Source organism: Aureimonas sp. AU40 (assembly GCF_001463785.1).
Taxonomy (GTDB): Bacteria; Pseudomonadota; Alphaproteobacteria; order Rhizobiales; family Rhizobiaceae; genus Aureimonas.
The window spans coordinates 105,522-125,352 of record NZ_BBWL01000035.1; the positions used below are offsets into that span (position 1 = coordinate 105,522).

At 69.0% G+C, this 19,831-nt stretch carries 13 protein-coding genes and 1 pseudogene; 10 read left to right on the forward strand and 4 right to left on the reverse strand.

The window, feature by feature from the left end; translation table 11 throughout:
• Positions 1-194: 194 nt before the first annotated feature.
• From AUL32_RS12220 to AUL32_RS12235, 4 genes are all read right to left on the reverse strand, one after another.
• Complete coding sequence (locus AUL32_RS12220; protein ID WP_062115310.1) at positions 195-5,072, reverse strand: NAD-glutamate dehydrogenase; 4,878 nt, start codon at positions 5,070-5,072, stop codon at positions 195-197.
• A 192-nt stretch (positions 5,073-5,264) separates the two neighbouring features.
• Positions 5,265-5,897, reverse strand: coding sequence for a TPM domain-containing protein (locus AUL32_RS12225; RefSeq protein WP_062115313.1), 633 nt, complete (start codon positions 5,895-5,897; stop codon positions 5,265-5,267).
• 8 nt (positions 5,898-5,905) lie between these two features.
• A complete protein-coding gene (locus AUL32_RS12230; protein ID WP_062115316.1) occupies positions 5,906-6,826 on the reverse strand; it encodes a TPM domain-containing protein in 921 nt (306 codons plus the stop codon).
• Between the two features lie 13 nt (positions 6,827-6,839).
• Positions 6,840-7,469 carry a LemA family protein gene (locus tag AUL32_RS12235; protein WP_062115319.1) on the reverse strand — a complete coding sequence of 210 codons (630 nt, stop codon included), beginning with the start codon at positions 7,467-7,469 and terminating at the stop codon, positions 6,840-6,842.
• Between the two features lie 159 nt (positions 7,470-7,628).
• Between AUL32_RS12235 and AUL32_RS12240 the strand changes: the two genes are divergently transcribed.
• The 10 genes and pseudogenes from AUL32_RS12240 to AUL32_RS12285 form a co-directional block, all read left to right on the forward strand.
• Positions 7,629-7,886: a hypothetical protein gene (locus tag AUL32_RS12240; protein ID WP_061977591.1), complete on the forward strand. Its 258-nt coding sequence runs from the start codon at positions 7,629-7,631 to the stop codon at positions 7,884-7,886.
• A gap of 11 nt (positions 7,887-7,897) precedes the next feature.
• Positions 7,898-8,797 carry a pyridoxal kinase PdxY gene (pdxY, locus tag AUL32_RS12245; protein WP_061973299.1) on the forward strand — a complete coding sequence of 300 codons (900 nt, stop codon included), beginning with the start codon at positions 7,898-7,900 and terminating at the stop codon, positions 8,795-8,797.
• 240 nt (positions 8,798-9,037) lie between these two features.
• Entirely contained in the window at positions 9,038-9,808 is a 771-nt protein-coding gene (locus AUL32_RS12250; protein WP_062115321.1) for a DUF429 domain-containing protein, read from the forward strand.
• Between the two features lie 488 nt (positions 9,809-10,296).
• A pseudogene (locus tag AUL32_RS12255) lies at positions 10,297-10,938 on the forward strand (carbonic anhydrase); the annotation flags it as partial.
• A 423-nt stretch (positions 10,939-11,361) separates the two neighbouring features.
• On the forward strand, positions 11,362-11,919 hold the full coding sequence (locus AUL32_RS12260; RefSeq protein ID WP_061977595.1) for a protease inhibitor Inh/omp19 family protein: 558 nt from the start codon (positions 11,362-11,364) through the stop codon (positions 11,917-11,919).
• A 241-nt stretch (positions 11,920-12,160) separates the two neighbouring features.
• Positions 12,161-13,333 carry a cell division protein ZapE gene (gene zapE / locus AUL32_RS12265; RefSeq protein WP_280137579.1) on the forward strand — a complete coding sequence of 391 codons (1,173 nt, stop codon included), beginning with the start codon at positions 12,161-12,163 and terminating at the stop codon, positions 13,331-13,333.
• 572 nt (positions 13,334-13,905) lie between these two features.
• Positions 13,906-15,096, forward strand: a complete 1,191-nt coding sequence (gene sucC, locus AUL32_RS12270; protein ID WP_062115323.1) for an ADP-forming succinate--CoA ligase subunit beta — start codon at positions 13,906-13,908, stop codon at positions 15,094-15,096.
• A gap of 238 nt (positions 15,097-15,334) precedes the next feature.
• Positions 15,335-16,237, forward strand: coding sequence for a succinate--CoA ligase subunit alpha (gene sucD / locus AUL32_RS12275; RefSeq protein WP_062115325.1), 903 nt, complete (start codon positions 15,335-15,337; stop codon positions 16,235-16,237).
• 287 nt (positions 16,238-16,524) lie between these two features.
• Positions 16,525-19,539, forward strand: a complete 3,015-nt coding sequence (locus tag AUL32_RS12280) for a 2-oxoglutarate dehydrogenase E1 component (protein WP_062115327.1) — start codon at positions 16,525-16,527, stop codon at positions 19,537-19,539.
• Between the two features lie 55 nt (positions 19,540-19,594).
• Positions 19,595-19,831, forward strand: a 237-nt coding sequence (locus tag AUL32_RS12285) for a biotin/lipoyl-containing protein (RefSeq protein ID WP_304489357.1), incomplete at its 3' end; no start/stop codon positions are given.

The following is a 19,831-nucleotide window of genomic DNA, read 5'->3' on the forward strand; positions in this document are numbered from 1 at the left end:
GCAGAGAGGTCGCAACTTGCGCGGAGGCGGGCCCTTTCGGTCCATCCCGGGCTTATCGTCGGGCCGCCAAGGCTCCTTTGTGAACCATCATGAGCATGGCCCTGCGTTTGCCGCGCTGATGCTCCAATCCTCTCTGGCAATGGGGCCGGCGCCGCATGCGCGCCGGCCTCGTCGATGCCTTCCCTCGACCCTGTCTAGTGCCCCAGATCCTGCAGCAGGCCGGCGGCGAGCGTCAGGCGGGAGACGGAGGTTTCGCCGGTGCCGGCGAGGCGGGCCATCTGCTCGCTGGCGTCGCGCAGGGCGTCGCCCTGGCTGGCGAGCCAGTCGGCCACCGGGTTCTCGCCCTCGCCCTTCTGAAGGGCGAGCGTGGTCAGGCGGCGGCGCTCGCGGGCGATCTGGCTGGCGGCGCGCTCCAACGCCAGTGTCTCGTAATAGTCGGTCGGGCGCAAAGTGCCGAGCGCGGCTTCCAATTGGCCGATGCGAAGGGCATGGGACAGTTCGAACGTGGCGCGCACCGTCGCTTCGATCGGCTGCGATGTTTCACGTGAAACGGCGTCCATGTCCGGCACTAAGGCCAGCAGCGGCAGGAGGGCGAGGTCGGCGGCGAGATCCTGCGGCACGCCGCGTTGGACGAACTCGGCCTCCGCCGCTTCCACGCCCTGCCGGGCGCGCTCGCTGGCGAGACTCGCCAGTTGGGGCTTCAAGCGTCGCACCCGCTCCTGAAGCGCCGCGACGGCCGGGCCGAGATCCACCGTGCCGGCCCGCACCAAGCCGACCGTGACCCGCTGAAGGAAGGTGGAGACGGCGGCATAGAGCTCGTTCTGCGTGTCGCCGGGCAGGGCGGCGTCGAGCGCGTCGATCCGGGCCAGGAGGTCGGCCATTTCGAACCCGTCCGCCGCCAGGACGAAGCCTTGGCAGACCGCGCTGGCGTTGCGGCCCGTCGCGTCGCGCAGCACCACGGCGAAACTCGGACCCAAGCGGTTGACGAGGTCGTTGGCCAGACCCGTCGCGACGATCTCGCGGCGCAGCCGGTGCCCGTCGATCTCGGCGGAGAAGCGCTGGCGCATGGCCGGCGAGAAGTAGGAGACGAGCCGCTCGTGCAGATAGGGATCGTCCGGCAGGGGGCCGGAGACGATGCCGTTGAACAGGTCGATCTTGGCATAGGCGAGGAGCACGGCGAGTTCGGGCCGGGTCAGGCTCTGGCCCTTGGCGCGAAGATCGGCGATCGCCGCATCGGTCGGCAGCGTCTCCACCGCGCGGTCGAGCGCGCCGGTCTCCTCCAGGACGCTCATCAGTCGCGCCTGGAGCGACAGGCGGGCCGCGCCCGCGCGCTGCTCCAACGAGAGCGCCAGGGTCTGCTCGTAATTGTTGCGCAGCACCAGCCGCGCCACGTCGTCGGTCATGGAGGCGAGCAACGTGTCGCGGTCGGGGCGCAGGAGGGAGCCGCCGGCGACCGCCGCGCGCAGCGCGATCTTGATGTTCACCTCGACGTCCGACGTGTTGACGCCCGCCGAATTGTCGATCGCGTCCGTGTTCAGCCGCACGCCCGCGCGGGCCGCCTCGATGCGGGCCTGCTGGGTCAGGGCGAGATTGGCGCCTTCGCCGACCACCTTGGCGCGGATCTCGCGGCCCGTGATGCGCACGGCATCGTTGGCGCGGTCGCCCACATCCAGATTGCTCTCAGCGCGGGCGCGCACATAGGTGCCGATGCCGCCGAACCAGAGCAGGTCCACCGGCGCGCGCAGGATGGCGGTGATGACCTCCTGCGGCGTGCCGGTGCGCTTGTCCCAGCCGATCGCCTCGGCGGCTTCGGCCGAGAGAGTGATGCGCTTTTCGCGGCGCGAGAAGACGCCGCCGCCTGCGGAGATTTTCGACCGGTCGTAGTCGTTCCAGGAGGAGCGGGGCAGGTCGAACAGGCGGCGCCGCTCGGCATAGGACGAGGCCGGGTCCGGCTGCGGGTCGATGAAGATGTCGCGATGGTCGAAGGCGGCGACGAGGCGCGTCTGGGTCGAGAGCAGCATGCCGTTGCCGAACACGTCGCCCGACATGTCGCCGCAGCCGGCTGCGGTGAAGGGCTCGGACTGGATGTCCCAAGCTTTGTCGCCGGCACCCATCTCGCGGAAATGGCGCTTCACCGCCTCCCAGGCGCCGCGCGCCGTGATGCCCATGGCCTTGTGGTCGTAGCCCGCCGAGCCTCCGCTAGCGAAGGCGTCGCCCAGCCAGAAGCCGCGCGCCTCGGCCACGGCATTGGCCGTGTCGGAGAAGGTGGCCGTGCCCTTGTCGGCCGCCACCACGAAATAGGGATCGAGATCGTCGTACCGCACGACACCGTCGGGCGTCACCGTCTCGCCCGCCGCATCGATATTGTCGGTGACCGACAGGAGCGAGGCGATGAAGACGATATAGGCCGAGCGGCCGGCCTCGAACCAGACGTCCCGCTGCGCGGGGTCGGGCAGGCGCTTGGGGTAGAAGCCGCCCTTGGAGCCGACCGGCACGATCACCGCGTTCTTGACCTGCTGCGCCTTCACGAGGCCGAGCACCTCGGTCCGGTAGTCCTGGGAGCGGTCGGACCAGCGAAGGCCGCCGCGCGCCACGGGGCCGAAGCGCAGATGCACGCCCTCGACGCGTGCGTCGAACACGAAGATCTCGCGGTAGGGCACGGGCGCGGGAACGCCCTCCAGAAGATGCGGGTCGAACTTGAAGGCGAGCGCCGGCTCGACCTGCGTCGGCCGCGAGTTGGGATCGGCCGAAACATGGGGCACGGCGTAGAAATTGGTGCGCAGCGTGGCGAGCACGGCGGAGAGGAGACGGCGGGCGACGCGGTCCTCGTCCAGCGTTTCCAAGGCGTCGAGCGAGGCGCGAAGGCGCAGGAGAACCGGCAGCGCGCCGCGCCGGGCGGCGCGCTCGGCCTCGCCGTCGCCCTTCAGCTCCTCGGGAAGGTCATCCGCCTGGTCGGCGCGCGCGGGGTCGAAGCTTGCGGCAAAGAGCAGGGCGAGATCGCGCGCGATCCCGGGCTGGCGTTCCAGCACCTGCGCGATGAAGGCGTCGGTATAGGCAAAGCCGGTCTGCCTGACATAGCGGGCATAGGCGCGCAGCAGATTGGCGGTGCGCCAGTCCAGCCCGGCGGCGAAGACCAGCGCGTTGAACCCGTCGTTCTCGATGCGCCCGTCTGTGACGGCGGCGAAGGTCGCCTCCAGCGCGGCGCCGCCATCGGGCAGCGCGATCTCGCCGCCCGAGCGCAGCGTCAGTTCCATGTCGTGCAGCCAGACGGTCGTTTCGTCCGGCCGGCGCATTTCGAAGGAGCGCTCGGCCACCGCCGAGAAGCCCATATTCTCCAGGATCGGCACGCGGCGCGAAAGGGACAGCGGCTGGGCGAGGTTGTAGAGGCGAAGCCGCAGAACCTCGGCGCTTTCGTTCGGCCGGCGATAGAAGTCGGCGGCGAGCCGCTGCGTGTCGGACAGAGCCAGCATGTGAAGCGCGTCGCCCACCGCTTCGTCTGGCGGCACGAGGTCGCGGTAGCCGTCCGGCAGGCCGGGCGCCATGGCCATCAGCTCGCCATGCCGGCCGGCGAGCGCGCTGGCGCGCTCGAAGCCGAGCATCCAGTCGCGGGCGAGATCGGTGATCGCGGCTTCCAGCTCGGCCGGGTCCGGCTGCGGGGTCGGGCCGCCGCGACGGCCGATGATGAAGTGGATCGAGGCGAGCGAGCCTTCGGGAAAGGCGGGATACCAAGCCGAGACATGGCCGTCGTAGCGCTCGGCCAGGAGAAGCCCGATCTCGTCGCGCAGCCGCGCGTCGTAGCGATCGCGCGGCACGAAGACGAGGACGGAGGCGAAGCGGTCGAACCGGTCGATGCGCGGCAGGACGCGGATGCGCGGGCGCTCGCCCAGCTCCGTCACGACGCCGATGAAGTCGGCGAGAAGATCGGTGTCGATCTGGAACATCTCGTCGCGCGAATAGGTGTCGAGCGCGACGCGCAGGGCCTTGGCCGAATGCGAACGGGGCGAAAAGGCGAAGCGCTCGATCACCGCCTCGGCCTTGCGGCGCAGAAGCGGGATGGAAAGAACCGAACTCGCATAGGCGTTGGAGGCGAAGAGGCCGACGAGCCGGGTTTCCCCGACGAGCCGCCCTTCCGCGTCGCGCCGCTTGATGCCGACATAGTCCATGTAGACGCGGCGATGAACGCGCGAGCGGGCGTTCGCCTTGGCGACGATGAGCGGGGCGGGGTCCTCCAGAAAGGCGCGGACTTCCGCGCTGGTGGCCGAGCCCGGCGCCTCGCGGCGCAGGACGCGCACCTCCGGGTCGGTCAGGATGCCGAGTTCGGAGCCCTCGACGCGGCGCAGCGCCTCGCCCTCGGGGAAGTAGCTGAAGTCGCGAAGGCCGAGGAAGATGAAGTTCTCGTCGCAGAGCCAGCGCAGGAGCGCGGCGCCTTCGCGCTCGGCATCGGCGCGGGCGCGGTCGCCCTCACTTGCGGCGCGCGCCTCGATCTCGCCGGCGGCGGCCTCGACGCGGGCCCGCATGGCCTGATGGTCGCGATTGACGACGCCGACTTCGCTGAGGATCGCTTCCAGGTCGCGGGCCAGCGCTTCTTCCGCGCGCGGCTCGGCGGTGGGCTCGATCGCCACCTGGATCAGGCTGACGCGCTCGGTCCCGCCTTCGCGCCCGGCGGCGTGGAACGCGGCCGGCGCGCCGGAGGCATCGCGCGACACGTCGAGAACGGGATGGGACACGGCGTGGATGGCCGGGGCGCGGGAGGCGATGGCCGCCGTCACGCTGTCGAACAGGAAGGGCATGTCGTCATGGACGAGCGTGACCAGCGTCACGGGTTCGCCGAGGCGCGCCGCCTCGCTGAAGCGCTCGACGCGGACCTTGGACCCGCCGGGGCGATGGCCGGCGAGAAGATCGGCGGCGCGCTCGGCCATGCCGGCGAGAAAGGCGGGGTCGAAGGGCGCGAGATCCTCGGCCGGCGGGCGCGCGAAGAGAAGAGGCGCGAGCCGGGCCGCCATGCCGCCGTCCGGCAGGCGTGACAGGGCCGCTTGGAGGATGGCGCGCTTCTCGCCGGTGGAATCGGGCATGGTGCTTCCTCGCTTGGAACCGCAGGGCTGTTCTCGCCCCGTTCGGTTGGGGAGGGACCCTGGCAAGACCGGCTGGCGCGGGGCTTTCCGCCGCCTCGGGCGTGCCGGTCCTTCTCTAATCGGCGTTCGCGACGGGCCGATGGCAGGCCCGTTCTCCGTTTGGGTGTCGCCACCAAGGATGGGACGGCGCGCTCAGATTTCCACCAGCCGGTCCGGAATGGCGTTGCGCCCCGTCGGGTCCGGCGGAAAGCGCGCGGCGAGCAGCGCGCCGCTGCGGTGCACCGCCGCCTCGAAGCCTTCGACCAGCCGGTCGCCCTTGGCGGCCTCCACCAGTCCGGCGACGATCCCGTCCCATTCGGCCTGGGGCACCTCGGCCGCGATGCCCTCGTCGGCGATCACCTCGGCATAACGTTCCGCTTCCGAAACGAACAGGAGGACGCCGGTGCGCTCGGGCGTGCGGTGGAGATTGTGGGCGAGGAACTGGGCCCGCGCCATGCGGGCGGCGCGCGCCCGGGCGAGGGCCGGGGGCACAAAGAGCATGGTGAGATGCGAGGAGCGCAGGAGAAGAAAGAGGATCGCCGCGCCCGCCAGCTGCGCGGTTTCCACCAGGAGGGCGGGGAGGGCGAGGCCCGACAGGGCGGCGACGAGCGCCGCCAGCCAGCCGAACAGGAGCGAGAGCGCCAGTGCCAGCGTGGCGGCGACGAAGCGATAATCGTCGCTCGCGCGGGCGAAGACGGCATAGATCTCGCCGCCGGTCTCCCGCTCCGCCGCCGCGATGGCCCCGGCGATGCGGGTGTGGTCCTCTGGGGTGAAGCGAAGCGCCATCCTGTCTCCTACCAGCTTCCCGACGAGCCGCCGCCGCCGAAGGACCCGCCGCCGCCCGAGAAGCCGCCGCCGGACGAAGAACCGCCGCCGCCCCAGCCCGAGCCGCCTCCGAACCCGCCGCCCCAGCCGGGGCTGATGGGAATGGCGCGTCGGCGCCGGCGGGCGGGCATGGCCGAGCCGCCGCCCGGGCCGCTTCCGGGGCCGCCGCGCCCGCCGCCGAAGAGGCGCGACAAGAGGGCGGCCAGAAGCGGGCCGACGGCGACGAAGAGAATGAAGAGGATGACCGCAAGGCTCAGCCAGCCATCCGAGCCCTGTCCCTGTCCCTGTCCCTGCCCCTGGCCCTGCCAGCCTGCGTTGCGCTCGGCGCGGGCCTGGACCTCGGCGGCGTCGCCGCCCAGGATCTGCAGGATGGCGTCGGTTCCGGCGCGGATGCCGCCGGGATAGTCGTTGGCGCGAAAGCGCGGCAGAATGTCGTTCTCGATCACGAGCCCCGACAGCGCGTCGGTCAGCGTGCCCTCCAGCCCATAGCCGACCTCGATGCGCACGCGCCGGTCGTTCTTGGAAACGAGGAGGATGACGCCGTTGTTCTCACCCTCCCGCCCGATGCCCCAGGCGCGACCGAGCCGGTAGCCGTAGTCGGCGATGTCGTAGCCTTGCAGATCGGGCACGGTGGCGACCACGACCTGATCGCTGGAGCGCTGCTCGAAGGCCTCGAGCTTTTGCGTCAGCTCCGCCTTCGCGGCCGCGTCCAGAAGGCCCGCGCTGTCCACCACCCGGCCGGAAAGCGGCGGGAAGGTCTGCGCCAGGGCCGGCCCAGCAAGGGCAAGCCCCGCCAAGACCGGGAGCGCCAGAAGGGCCAGCAGCCAGAGCGCGGCGAGCGCCGAGGCGCGAACCGGCCGCTTTGTCTGACGGGCAGGATGGGCGCGCATGGCCGCCCTCGCCTCAGCGGTTGAACGAGACGGGCGGCGGCGTCGCGGCGCCGGTGTTGGCCTCGAAGACCTGCATGGGCTTGGAGTCGGGGTAGAGAATGCCAGCGATCCAGCGGCCCGGAATGGTGCGAAGCTCGGTGTTGTAGGCCTGCACCGCCTCGATATAGTCGCGCCGCGCCACGGCGATGCGGTTTTCTGTGCCTTCCAGCTGGCTCTGCAGAGCCAGGAAATTGGCGTTGGACTTGAGGTCGGGATAGCGCTCCACGGTGACGAGCAGGCGGGACAGGGCGCCGCCCAACTCCTCCTGCGCGGTCTGGAAGCGCTGCACGGCGGCGGGGTCGGTCAGCTGGTCGGCGGTGATCGTGGTCTGTGTCGCCTTGGCGCGCGCTTCCGTCACCGCCACCAGCACGTCGCGCTCCTGCGCGGCATAACCCTTCACCGTTTCCACCAGATTGGGGATCAGGTCGGCGCGGCGCTGGTACTGGTTCTGCACCTCGCCCCAGCTCGCCTTGGCGCGCTCTTCCAGCGTCGGCACATTGTTGACGCCGCAGGCCGACAGAAGCGGGGCAAGAACCAGGAGCGCGAGGGCGAGGCGCCACCTTGCGAAGCGGGAAACGCCCGAGGGGGCGAGCGACAGGGACACGGGGGCAGTCCTCCGGGAAGCGGGCACGTTCGCGCCATATAGGGCAAGATGTCGCGGCGGGCAGGGCCCGCGCCCCGACCCTCGGCAGGGGGGTGAATTCGTGCGCGGCGAGCGGGCGCCGACTTGCCCGAAGCCCGCTTTTCCGGCAGGTTCGCCGCCATGACAGGACGATCCGACGACCGGGAGCGCCGCGACGAGGCCGAGGCCATCCTGCGCCGCGTGCGCCAGGAGACCGAGCCGCAGACCGGGGTCGCGGCCGAGCGGATGGTGCTCGGCGCGCGGCGACATTTCTGGGCGGGCGATGCCGACCCGGCCGATCGGATCGAGGTCTGGGGCACGCGCATCGGCCGGCTGGCGGGGCTGGCGGCCTTTCTCGTGCTCGCCGTGCTACTCGTCATCCAGCTTTTGGCGGAGTGAACCAAGCGTCCATGTCCCAGGTCCCTCCCGCGTCGGGCGAAAAGCCGGCGGTCATTTCGATCTCGTCCCATGTGGCGCGCGGCACGGTGGGCAACCGGGCCGTGGTCTTCGCGCTGGAAACGCTGGGCTATCCCGTCTGGTCGGTGCCGACCGTGACGCTGCCCTGGCATCCCGGCCATGGCCCCTCGACCCGCATCGTGCCCGACCCCGAAACCTTCGCCGCCTTCATCGCAGATCTCGCCCGCGCGCCCTGGCTGGGCGAGGTGGGCGCGGTGATCTCCGGCTATTTCGGCGGCCCGGAGCAGGTGGAGGCCGTGGCCTCGCTGGTGGACGCGGTGAAGGCCGGCAATCCCCGCGCGCTCTATCTCTGCGATCCCGTACTTGGCGATGGCGGGGCGGACGGCGCGGGCCGGCTCTACCAGCCGCGCCCGGTTCTCGACGCCATTCGCGACAAGCTGATCCCGCGCGCCGACATCGCCGTGCCCAACCGGTTCGAGCTCGAATTCCTCACCGGCCTCGAATTCTCCGCCAATTCGCATCTGGTGGAGGCGGCGAGCGCGCTCGGGCCGCGCTCGGTCGTCGTCACCTCCGCCTATCCCCTGCTGCGCGGGGGCATCGGCAATCTCCTGGTGGAGGACGACGCGGCGATCCTCGCCGAGCATCGCTGCATCGAGGGCGTGCCGAACGGCCTGGGCGATCTGACGGGCGCGGTGTTCCTGGCGCGCAAGCTCGCCGGCCTTTCCGGCGAGAAGGCACTGCAATCCACCACCGCGGCGGTGTTCGAGATCCTGGCCCGCACCACCAAGCGCGGCAAGGACGAGCTGACGCTGGAAACCGACGCCGACAGCCTGAAGACGCCGATGGCCATGGTTCAGATCCGCCGCCTCGCCACGGGTGGCAGGCGGGCGTGAGCGATGCGGCCTCTTTGTGAGGGACGCGACTTTGCCGGCAAAGCGAAGCGATCGCTCAGGTGCGCTGCGAGGGAAGGCGGGTGCGCCATTTGTCGTTGCCGGCAAGTTCAAAGCGGGGCCGAAGGTCCTTCGCTTCCTCTGTCGGGCTCTCGCGGCAAGGCTTTCTCGGTGGCCAACACGAGGCAACGGTAACGCGACGCAGGCCAGACTCGAACGGAGTCTCGAACCGTCTCGACCCTCATGAGCGGCGCCCGCGCCCTCGCGGGCGTCGATGGCTGCCGAGGCGGCTGGATCGCGGCGCTGGAACGGCCGGGCGAGGCGTGCGCACTCCTCGTCGCGCCGCGCTTCGCCGATCTTCTCGCCGCCCTTCCGGCGGATGCGATCCTCGCGGTGGACATGCCGATCGGCCTGCCGGAGCGGATCGACGGGGCGGGGCGCGCCGCCGAGATCGCCGCCCGTCCGCTCCTGACACCCGACCGCCGCTCCAGCCTCTTCTCCATTCCGGCCCGCGCTGCGGTGGAAGCGGGGGCGGGGCCGTTCGCCGATGCGGCCGCGAGGGCGGACGCCTATCGGCGGGTTTGCGCACGGGCGCGCGAAACGTCCGAGCCGCCGCGCGCGGTGTCAATCCAAGGCTTCGGCCTGTTCCCGCGCATTCTGGAACTCGACGCGCTCCTGCGCGCCGAGCCCGCGCTGGCGAGGCGCGTCTTCGAAAGCCATCCCGAAATCGCCTTCGCCCGGCTGAACGGCGGCGAGGCCATGCGCCATTCCAAGAAGCGGGGCGGGCGGGTCCATGAGGATGGCGCGGCCGAGCGCCGCCATCTGCTCCTGGCAAGTGGCCTGCCGCCGGAGCTCCTGAGCGCTGCGCTTCCCAGAGGCGCCGGGGAGGACGACCGGCTCGACGCCTGCGTCCTTCTTCTCGTGGCGCGGCGGCTGGCGCGGGGGGAGGCGACCTCCTTGCCCGACCCGCCGGAGCGCGACGGCTTCGGCCTTCCGGTGGCGATCTGGGCCTGACCATTGGAGACGCCGGGATAAGTGCCCCTGATAAAATCTCGGGGGGCGGCTGGCCGGGTTCCTTCGCCATAGACTTCGCCGCGAAGGTTTGGTCCTGAGCCCTCGCACTACATGAGCTTCGCTTCTCGTCTCCGAACGAAAATCCTTCTGCGTGGAGTGCCGGTCAGGTGACGGCGCGCCAGAGGTCTCGCCCGTCCGCAGGACGGGAGGCAAGATCGGCGGGGACTGGCCGATCGGGGTGACGCTGCGAATGACGCTGCTCGTCCAATCCTTCAGGCCACCTCCTTCGAGCGATTAGGGGGCGGCGGTGGTGCCACTGCTCTCTCCACCAGCCCCCGCCGCCTGTCCGGCGGATCGGGGCGGGGCCTGTCCATGCCGCATGGGACTCTCTATGTGAGCACGTGCAAAAAAGGTTAGAGACGTTTCAAACCCAAGGCCGCGTGCTCCAAGGCGCGATGGCCCCCACCCCACCCCGCATGGAGCGCCCGATGTCCCTTCTGCCGACGCCTCTTCTCCAGGGTTACCGGTCCTTCGTGGAAGGCCGCTATCTCCAGGAAACGCAGCGCTACCGGACGCTGGCGCGCGACGGGCAGACGCCCGAGACCATGGTGGTGGCCTGCTGCGACTCCCGCGCCGCGCCCGAGACGATCTTCGGCGCCGGGGCGGGCGAGCTTTTCGTGGTGCGCAACGTCGCCAATCTCGTGCCGCCCTACAATCCCGACGGCGATTTCCACGGCACCTCGGCGGCGCTGGAATTTGCCGTGCAGGCCTTGAAGGTCAAGCACATCGTCGTGATGGGGCATGGGCGCTGCGGCGGCATCAAGGCGGCGCTGGCGCCCGACGCCGAGCCGCTTTCGCCCGGCGACTTCATCGGCAAGTGGATGAGCATCCTGGAGCCGGTGGCCGCCGCCGTCTCGGCCAACGAGCTCCTGACCTCGGGCGAGCGGCAGACCGCGCTGGAGCGCATCTCGATCCGCACCTCGATTGCGAACCTTCGCTCCTTCCCCTATATCGTCGAGCGCGAGGCGGCCGGCGACCTGTCGCTGCACGGCGCCTGGTTCGACATTTCCACCGCCGAACTCTGGGTCATGGACCCCGAAACCGGCGATTTCCAGCGCCCGCTGGTCGATCTCGACCCCGAGCCGGCGGAAAGCATCGCGACCGGCGATCCCATGCACAGGGCCGAGGGCCAGGGTGAAACGTTGGACGGCGAGGGGCCGGGCGAGGACGCGCTGTCGGAAGGCGCCAATTGAGAGCTTGGGACGCCAAGCAGGCGGGGAGCGGGCAGCGAGGTGGTTCGCCTCAGCTCCCCGCGATGGCTCGATCAAGGCGCCCTCGCATCGTTCCTCGGAGACGGGAAAGACTGCTGCGGCTGCATCCCGCCTTCTAAACCGCGCCGCGCCCTTGCGTGGCGGCACCGCCACAATTTACCGTGCAATTTAACGATTGGGCCGGCCTTGGCTTGCGAAACCGCGAGCCGGCCCCTTTTAACGATTGGAAACGGCGCGCGTCGCGAACGGCGTCGATGGCGGATGGACGAGGATCGGGCTGACATGACCCATTGGACCAAGACCGGTGCGGCGCTGGCCGCGCTTCTGACCGTGGCCGGCTGCAACTCGGTCGCCCCCGGCATGGGTGGCCCGAGCATGGCCGGCAATTCCGGCATCGCACCCTTGCGCGCGGCGCCGACCGGCCAGGTCTACGCCAACCAGCTTCCGCCGCCGCCCCCGCCGCCGGTCGCTCCCGCTTCGCAGACCCCGCCCCCGGGCCAGACGCCGCCCGGCGCTGCACCCACCCAGGCCACTCCGCCGACGCAGACCGCCTCCGCCGCTCCCGTCACGCGCGAAGGGCTGGTGGGCGCCTGGCGCGTGTCCTCGGGCGGCGGCAACTGCCAGATCTTCATGGCGCTGACGCAGTGGACCGGTGGCTACCGCGCCGCCTCGCGCGGCTGCCCCGGCCAGGTGGCCGATGTCTCGGCCTGGGACGTGTCGGGCAATCAGGTCGTCCTGAAGGATTCGGGTGGCTCGACGGTCGCCACGCTCTCCAACGCCGGCGGCACGCGCTACGAAGGCACCACAAGCGGCGGCCAGTCCGTCAGCCTCTACCGCTAAAGAGTTCGCGCGCGGCCGATCGGGTCGCGCTTGGACCTTGCTGCGCCGCCGCGTCTCCCGCTTTTGGCGGATGAGGCGCGGCGGCGTTTTGCCGTGCGGCATCGCGGATGCTAACAAACGGGTCGAATAGAATGCCGGCTCGGGCGACGGGCCGGCAGGACGGTCCGGCCGCGCCCCGCATGGGTGCCCGCCACGCCGCCCGATCCAAGGGCGCGCGGCAGTTTCTTGAGGTTCTTCCGACATGGCTGATGCGAAGCATTACGGCAAGCCGGGTTCCGAGCGCGGCCCGGTGCGCACCGAGCTGGAGCGGCGCGTGCGGGCCGGCGAGATGCTGCCCGATCCGATCCAGGCCGATCTCGCGGACAAGCTGGATCGGCTCGGCGCCGAGCTGAAGCTTCAGGCCCTGCCGTCGAAATCCAGCGCGCTGGGCTGGCTGTTCGGCAAGAAGGAGAAGCCGCAGGCGCCGCGCGGGCTCTACATCCACGGCTCGGTCGGGCGCGGCAAGTCCATGATGATGGACCTGTTCTTCAAGCTCTGCCCCGAGCCGCGCAAGCGCCGGCTGCATTTTCACGAGTTCATGCGCGAGGCCCATGCCCGGATCAACGCGCACCGCGCCGCCGTGAAGGCCGGCGAGGCCAAGGGCGACGATCCGATTCCGCCGGTGGCCGAGGCGATCGCGGCCGAGGCGCGCCTTCTGTGCTTCGACGAGTTCACGGTGACCGACATCGCCGACGCCATGATCCTGTCGCGCCTGTTCGACGCGCTGTTCGCGCGAGGCGTCGTGCTTGTCGCCACTAGCAATGTCGCGCCCGACAATCTCTATCGCGACGGGCTGAACCGGCCGCTCTTCCTGCCCTTCGTGGAAACGCTGAAACAGCACGCCGAGATCTATTTCCTCGACGCGCCGACCGACTACCGGATGGAGACGGTGGAGGGCGAGAGCCTCTATGTCACGCCGCTCGGGCCGGAGGCGAACCGGCGCATGGACGCGCTCTGGCGCTCGATCCTCGCCGGCGGAGGGGAGGCGCCGGACGGGTTCGAGGTGGCGGGGCGGCGGGTCGCCGTGCCCCGCGCGGGCAACGGCGCGGCGCGCTTCGCCTTCGCCGATCTCCTGCAGCGCCCGCTCGGTGCCAACGACTACCTCGCTCTGGCGGCGCGCTATGATACGCTGATGCTGGAGGGGATTCCCGTTCTGACGCAGGACCAGCGCAACGAAGCCAAGCGCTTCATCCTCCTCGTGGACACGCTCTATGATGCCGGGCGGCGGATCGTCGTCTCGGCGGCTGCGCCCGCGCACGAGCTCTACCGGGCCAGCTCCGGCACGGAGCTCTTCGAGTTCGACCGCACCATCTCGCGCCTCACCGAAATGCGCTCCGGCGACTATCTCGCGCGCGCCCAACTCAAGGCCGCCTGAGCAGCTCAGATGCCCGGCCGCTTCTCCGCCCGCGTGGCTGTCCCCGCCGGCGCGGGGCTAGGGGAGGGCGGTGCCGAGGCTAGGCCGGTTTGGGTGAAAGAGGCGCTAGATGGGCTGTTCGCAGGTGCAAATGCGAAAAAATTTCATTTGCTCCGCGTGGTCTCGGCTTTCCCGTTGTTAGCGCGGCGGTTTATCACTGACTTTTACGTAAGCCCCACTTGGTCTAACCGGTTGAAACTGCTCACCCCCGAAAAGCAGTGATTGCGCTTTGGGGAGAGGGACGGTAACTCAGCCGCCGACAACGGTCGCGAGGGAGCGCGATGCCGAACCGGGACGGGCGCGCGCCGCCTGCCGCTTTGGCCGAGCCGATCCCGCCGCACCGTGGATGCGAAACGAGGCGTCATGGCGCGACTGCGCACGAACTGGATCGAGACCCGCCGTGCGGCCCGTGCCGCCGGTTCGTCGCGCTCCGCGCCCGGCTCTCTCCCAGCCCACCCGCAGCACCCGGCCTCCGGGCGGTCCCTCCTCCGGGCCGCAGACTGCACCGATCCCGCTCCCAACGAGATGATCCCATGAACATTCACGAATATCAGGCCAAGCAGGTTCTCAAGGGCTTTGGCGCCCCGGTCGCCGGCGGCGTCGCCATTACGAGCGCCAGCGAAGCGGAAGCCGCCGCCAAGCAGCTGCCCGGCCCGCTCTATGTCGTGAAGTCGCAGATCCATGCCGGCGGTCGCGGCAAGGGCAAGTTCAAGGAACTCGGTCCCGACGCCAAGGGCGGCGTGCGCCTCGCCAAGTCGATCGAAGAGGTCGTCTCCCACGCCAAGGACATGCTGGGCAACACGCTCGTCACCGCCCAGACGGGCGACGCCGGCAAGCAGGTGAACCGCCTCTATATCGAGGACGGCGCCGACATCGCCCGCGAACTCTATCTCTCGCTGCTGGTGGACCGCTCCGTCGGCCGCGTGGCCTTCGTGGTCTCCACCGAAGGCGGCATGGACATCGAGGCCGTGGCGCACGACACGCCCGAGAAGATCCACACGATCGCCATCGACCCGGCGACGGGCGTGACCGAGGCGGATGTCGCCACGATTTCCGAGGCCTACGGCCTGGAAGGCGCGGCCCGCGAGGACGCCAAGTCGCTCTTCCCCGCGCTCTACAAGGCCTTCACCGAGAAGGACATGGCGCTTCTGGAAGTGAACCCGCTGATCGTCATGACCGACGGCCACCTGCGCGTTCTCGACGCCAAGGTCTCGTTCGACGGCAACGCGCTGTTCCGCCACGACGACATGCGCGAGCTGCGCGACGAGACCGAAGAGGACGCCAAGGAGATCGAGGCCTCCAAGTGGGACCTCGCCTATGTCGCGCTCGACGGCAATATCGGCTGCATGGTCAACGGCGCGGGCCTTGCCATGGCGACGATGGACATCATCAAGCTCTACGGCAAGGAGCCGGCGAACTTCTGCGACGTCGGCGGCGGCGCCGGCAAGGAGAAGGTGGCCGCGGCCTTCAAGATCATCACGGCCGACCCGAAGGTCGAGGGCATCCTCGTCAACATCTTCGGCGGCATCATGAAGTGCGACGTCATCGCGGAAGGCGTCATCGCCGCCGTGAAGGAAGTCGGCCTCAAGGTTCCGCTCGTGGTGCGCCTGGAAGGCACCAATGTGGAACTCGGCAAGAAGCTTCTGAACGAGTCGGGCCTCGCCATCACGGCGGCGGACGATCTCGACGACGCCGCGCAGAAGATCGTCGCGGCGATCAAGTAACGAGCCTCGTCGGAGCCAGCGTCGCGCCTGCGGCGTTGGCTCCGGCTGGTGTCTGGTTCGGGTGGCAGGCGAAGGCGGAAGGGTGACAGGGGTTCGAAGCGACGGGCAGTCCCGCTGCGCTCACTCCAAGCAGACCCCCTTTCTCCCTTCGCGGCCGCTGGCATTTTCATCATTTTTGGCGCGACGATCGCGGTATCGTCGATGCGTCAACGCCGAAAGAAGAGATCGGAAACGTTGAATGTCCATTCTCGTTGACAAGACCACCAAGATCATCGTGCAGGGCCTGACCGGCAAGACCGGCACGTTCCACACCGAGCAGGCGCTGGCCTATCACGGCACGCAGATGGTCGCCGGCATCCACCCCAAGAAGGGCGGAGAGACCTGGACCGGCTCGAAGGGCGAGAGCCTGCCGATCTACGCCACGGTCGCCGAGGCGCGTGACGCCACGGGCGCCAACGCCTCCGTGATCTATGTGCCGCCCGCCGGCGCGGCCGACGCCATCATCGAGGCGATCGAGGCCGAAATCCCGTTCATCACCTGCATCACCGAGGGCATTCCGGTGCTCGACATGGTGCGCGTCAAGGCCCGCCTGGAGAAGTCGAAGTCGCGCCTTCTCGGCCCCAACTGCCCCGGCATCATGACGCCGGACGAGTGCAAGATCGGCATCATGCCCGGCTCGATCTTCAAGAAGGGCAATGTCGGCATCGTCTCGCGCTCCGGCACGTTGACCTACGAGGCGGTGTTCCAGACCACCAACGAGGGCCTCGGCCAGACCACGGCGGTCGGCATCGGCGGCGATCCGGTCAAGGGCACCGAGTTCATCGACGTGCTGGAGATGTTCCTGGCCGACGACGAGACCAAGTCGATCATCATGATCGGCGAGATCGGCGGCGCGGCCGAGGAGGACGCGGCGCAGTTCCTGATCGACGAGGCCAAGCGCGGCCGCAAGAAGCCGATGGCCGGCTTCATCGCGGGCCGCACGGCGCCCAAGGGCCGCACGATGGGCCATGCCGGCGCCGTCGTCTCCGGCGGCAAGGGCGACGCGGAATCCAAGATCGCGGCCATGGAAGCGGCCGGCATCCGCGTCTCGCCCTCGCCGGCGCGCCTCGGCAAGACGCTGGTGGAAGTTCTCAAGGGCTGACGCCATATCCGATCCGGCCAAAGCGCGGTTTCGCCGCGTTTCGGCCGGATTGGTCCGACAAGACGGAGCCGCGCGGCTGACCTGGCCCGCGCGGCCTTCGCGCAAGGTAAAGCCGGGTAAGAGTCCGGCTGGAAGTTCGGTGACGGAAAAGCCCCGCAAGGCCGACCCGACCGAGATTCCGAACGGGCTCTAAGAGCGTTCGAGTGAACGGCGAAGCGACGGACCTTCGCCCTTTTTCCATTCCAAGGAGACGGCGCCCGAAAAAGCGGGAGCCGCGTTTTCAAATCATGGCACGCAACCCGGCGAACGAATCCTTCGCGCAGACCTCGTTCCTCTACGGCGGAAACGCCGATTACATCGAGGAACTGGCGGCTGCCTTCGAGCGCGATCCTTCCTCCGTGTCGGAGGAATGGCGCTCCTTCTTCGGCGCGATGGCGGACGACAAGGCGACCGTCGTGAAGAACGCCGAGGGTCCGTCCTGGCAGCGCGCCAACTGGCCGATCGCGGCCAATGGCGAACTCGTCTCCGCGCTCGACGGCAACTGGGGCCAGACCGAGGCCAAGGTCGAGAAGAAGCTGCGCGACAAGGCCGCCGTGGAGGCGCCCAAAGCTGGCGCCGGCGCCCCGTCCGAGGCTAGCATTCTGCAGGCGACGCGCGATTCGGTGCGCGCCCTCATGCTGATCCGCGCCTACCGGGTGCGCGGCCACCTCCACGCCAAGCTCGACCCGCTGGGCCTCGCCAAGCCGGAAGACGACTACAACGAGCTCTCCCCTGAGAACTACGGCTTCACCGCCGCCGATCTCGACCGCAAGATCTTCATCGACAACGTGCTCGGCATGGAGTTCGCCACGATCCGCGAGATCGTGGACATTCTGGAGCGCACCTACTGCTCGACCATCGGCGTCGAGTTCATGCACATTTCCAATCCGCTGGAGAAGCAGTGGATTCAGGAGCGCATGGAAGGGCCGGACAAGGGCGTCGCCTTCACGCCCGAGGGCAAGCGCGCCATCCTCAACAAGCTGATCGAGGCCGAGGGCTTCGAGAAGTTCATCGACGTCAAGTACAAGGGCACCAAGCGCTTTGGTCTGGACGGCGGCGAGTCGCTGATCCCCGCGCTCGAGCAGATCATCAAGCGCGGCGGCCAGCTGGGCATGAAGGAGATCGTGTTCGGCATGGCCCATCGCGGCCGCCTGAACGTGCTCGCCCAGGTCATGGGCAAGCCGCGCCGCGCCATCTTCCACGAGTTCAAGGGCGGCTCCTACAAGCCCGAGGACGTCGAGGGTTCGGGCGACGTGAAGTACCATCTGGGCGCTTCCTCGGACCGGGAGTTCGACCAGAACAAGGTTCACCTGTCGCTGACGGCGAACCCCTCGCATCTGGAAATCGTCAATCCGGTGGTGATGGGCAAGGCGCGCGCCAAGCAGGACCAGCTGGGCGGCGGTCGCACCCGCACCGAGTCGGTTCCCGCCGAGGTTCGCGCCGAGGTGCTGCCGCTCCTGATCCATGGCGACGCGGCCTTCGCCGGCCAGGGCGTCGTAGCGGAATGCTTCGGCCTGTCGGGCCTGAAGGGCCACCGCGTCGGCGGCTCGCTGCACGTCATCATCAACAATCAGATCGGCTTCACCACCAATCCGCGCTTCTCGCGCTCCTCGCCTTACCCGTCGGACGTGGCGAAGATGGTCGAGGCGCCGATCTTCCACGTCAACGGCGACGATCCGGAAGCGGTCACCTACGCCGCCAAGATCGCGATCGAGTTCCGCCAGACCTTCGGCAAGCCGGTCGTCATCGACATGTTCTGCTATCGCCGCTTCGGCCATAACGAGGGCGACGAGCCGGGCTTCACCCAGCCGATCATGTACCGCAAGATCCGCGAGCAGAAGACGACGCTCGAGATCTACGCCGCCAAACTCGTGTCGGAAGGCGTGCTGGGCCAGGACGACGTCGACGCTCGCCGCGCGGAATGGCGCGCCGATCTCGAGGCCGAGTACGAAGCCGGCCAGAGCTACCAGCCCAACAAGGCCGACTGGCTCGACGGCGCCTGGTCGGGCCTCAAGCGGGCCGACGACGAGGACGAGCAGCGTCGGGGTATCACCGGCGTTCCCGTCAAGTCGCTGAAGGAACTCGGCCGCAAGCTGACCGATGTCCCCGCCGACTTCGAGGTCCACAAGACGATCGGCCGTTTCCTCGAAAACCGCGCCAAGCAGATCGAATCGGGCGAGAATCTCGACTGGGCGACGGGCGAGGCGCTGGCCTTCGCCTCGCTGCTGACCGAGGGCACGCCGATCCGCCTGTCGGGCCAGGATTCCGAGCGTGGCACCTTCTCCCAGCGCCACTCGGTCCTCTACGACCAGCGCAACGAGAACCGCTACATCCCGCTGTCCAACCTCGCCAAGGGCCAGGCGAACTACGAGGTCATCAACTCGATGCTCTCGGAAGAGGCGGTGCTCGGCTTCGAGTACGGCTATTCGCTGGCCGAGCCCAACGCACTGACGCTCTGGGAAGCCCAGTTCGGCGATTTCGTGAACGGCGCGCAGGTGGTGATCGACCAGTTCATCTCGTCGGGCGAAGCCAAGTGGCTGCGCATGTCGGGCCTCGTCATGCTCTTGCCGCACGGCTACGAGGGCCAGGGTCCTGAGCACTCCTCGGCGCGCCTGGAGCGTTTCCTGCAGGCCTGCGCGCAGGACAACATGCAGGTGGCCAATTGCACGACGCCGGCCAACTACTTCCACATCCTGCGCCGGCAGATGAAGCGCGACTTCCGCAAGCCGCTGATCCTGATGACGCCGAAGTCCCTGCTGCGCCACAAGCGCGCCGTGTCGGACCTCGCCGAGTTCGGCGGCGACACCTCGTTCCACCGTCTCCTGTGGGACGATGCCGAGATGAAGCCGAACTCGCTGAACGTGAAGCTCAAGAAGGACAAGGACATCCGCCGCGTCGTGCTGTGCACCGGCAAGGTCTATTACGACCTTCTGGAGGAGCGCGAGAAGCGGGGCGTCGACGACATCTACCTCCTGCGCGTCGAGCAGCTCTATCCGTTCCCGGTCAAGGCGCTGGTCAACGAGCTGTCGCGCTTCAAGGATGCGGAGATCGTCTGGTGCCAGGAGGAGCCCAAGAACATGGGCGCCTGGAGCTTCATCGAGCCCTATCTGGAATGGGTGCTGGATCGCATCGGCGGCACCAAGCGCCGCGCCCGCTACGCCGGGCGCCAGGCCGCGGCCTCGCCGGCGGTCGGCACCATGTCGAAGCATATCGCGCAGCTGGAAGCCTTCCTCGAGGAAGCTCTCGGCGACGCGGCGGCCTGACGCCGCCGCTTCCCCTTAAACATACGCCCTTTTGCGATAGACGAACGAGCAAGCGATGAGCACCGAAGTCAAAGTCCCGACGCTGGGTGAATCCGTCACCGAGGCCACGATCGGCCAGTGGTTCAAGAAGACCGGCGACCGGGTCGAGCAGGACGAGATCATCGCCGAGCTCGAGACCGACAAGGTGACGGTCGAGGTGCCGGCGCCCGCCGCCGGCACGCTGGCCGAGATCATCGTCAAGGAAGGCGAGACGGTCGGCGTCGGCGCGGTGCTGGCGGTGATCGGCGAAGGC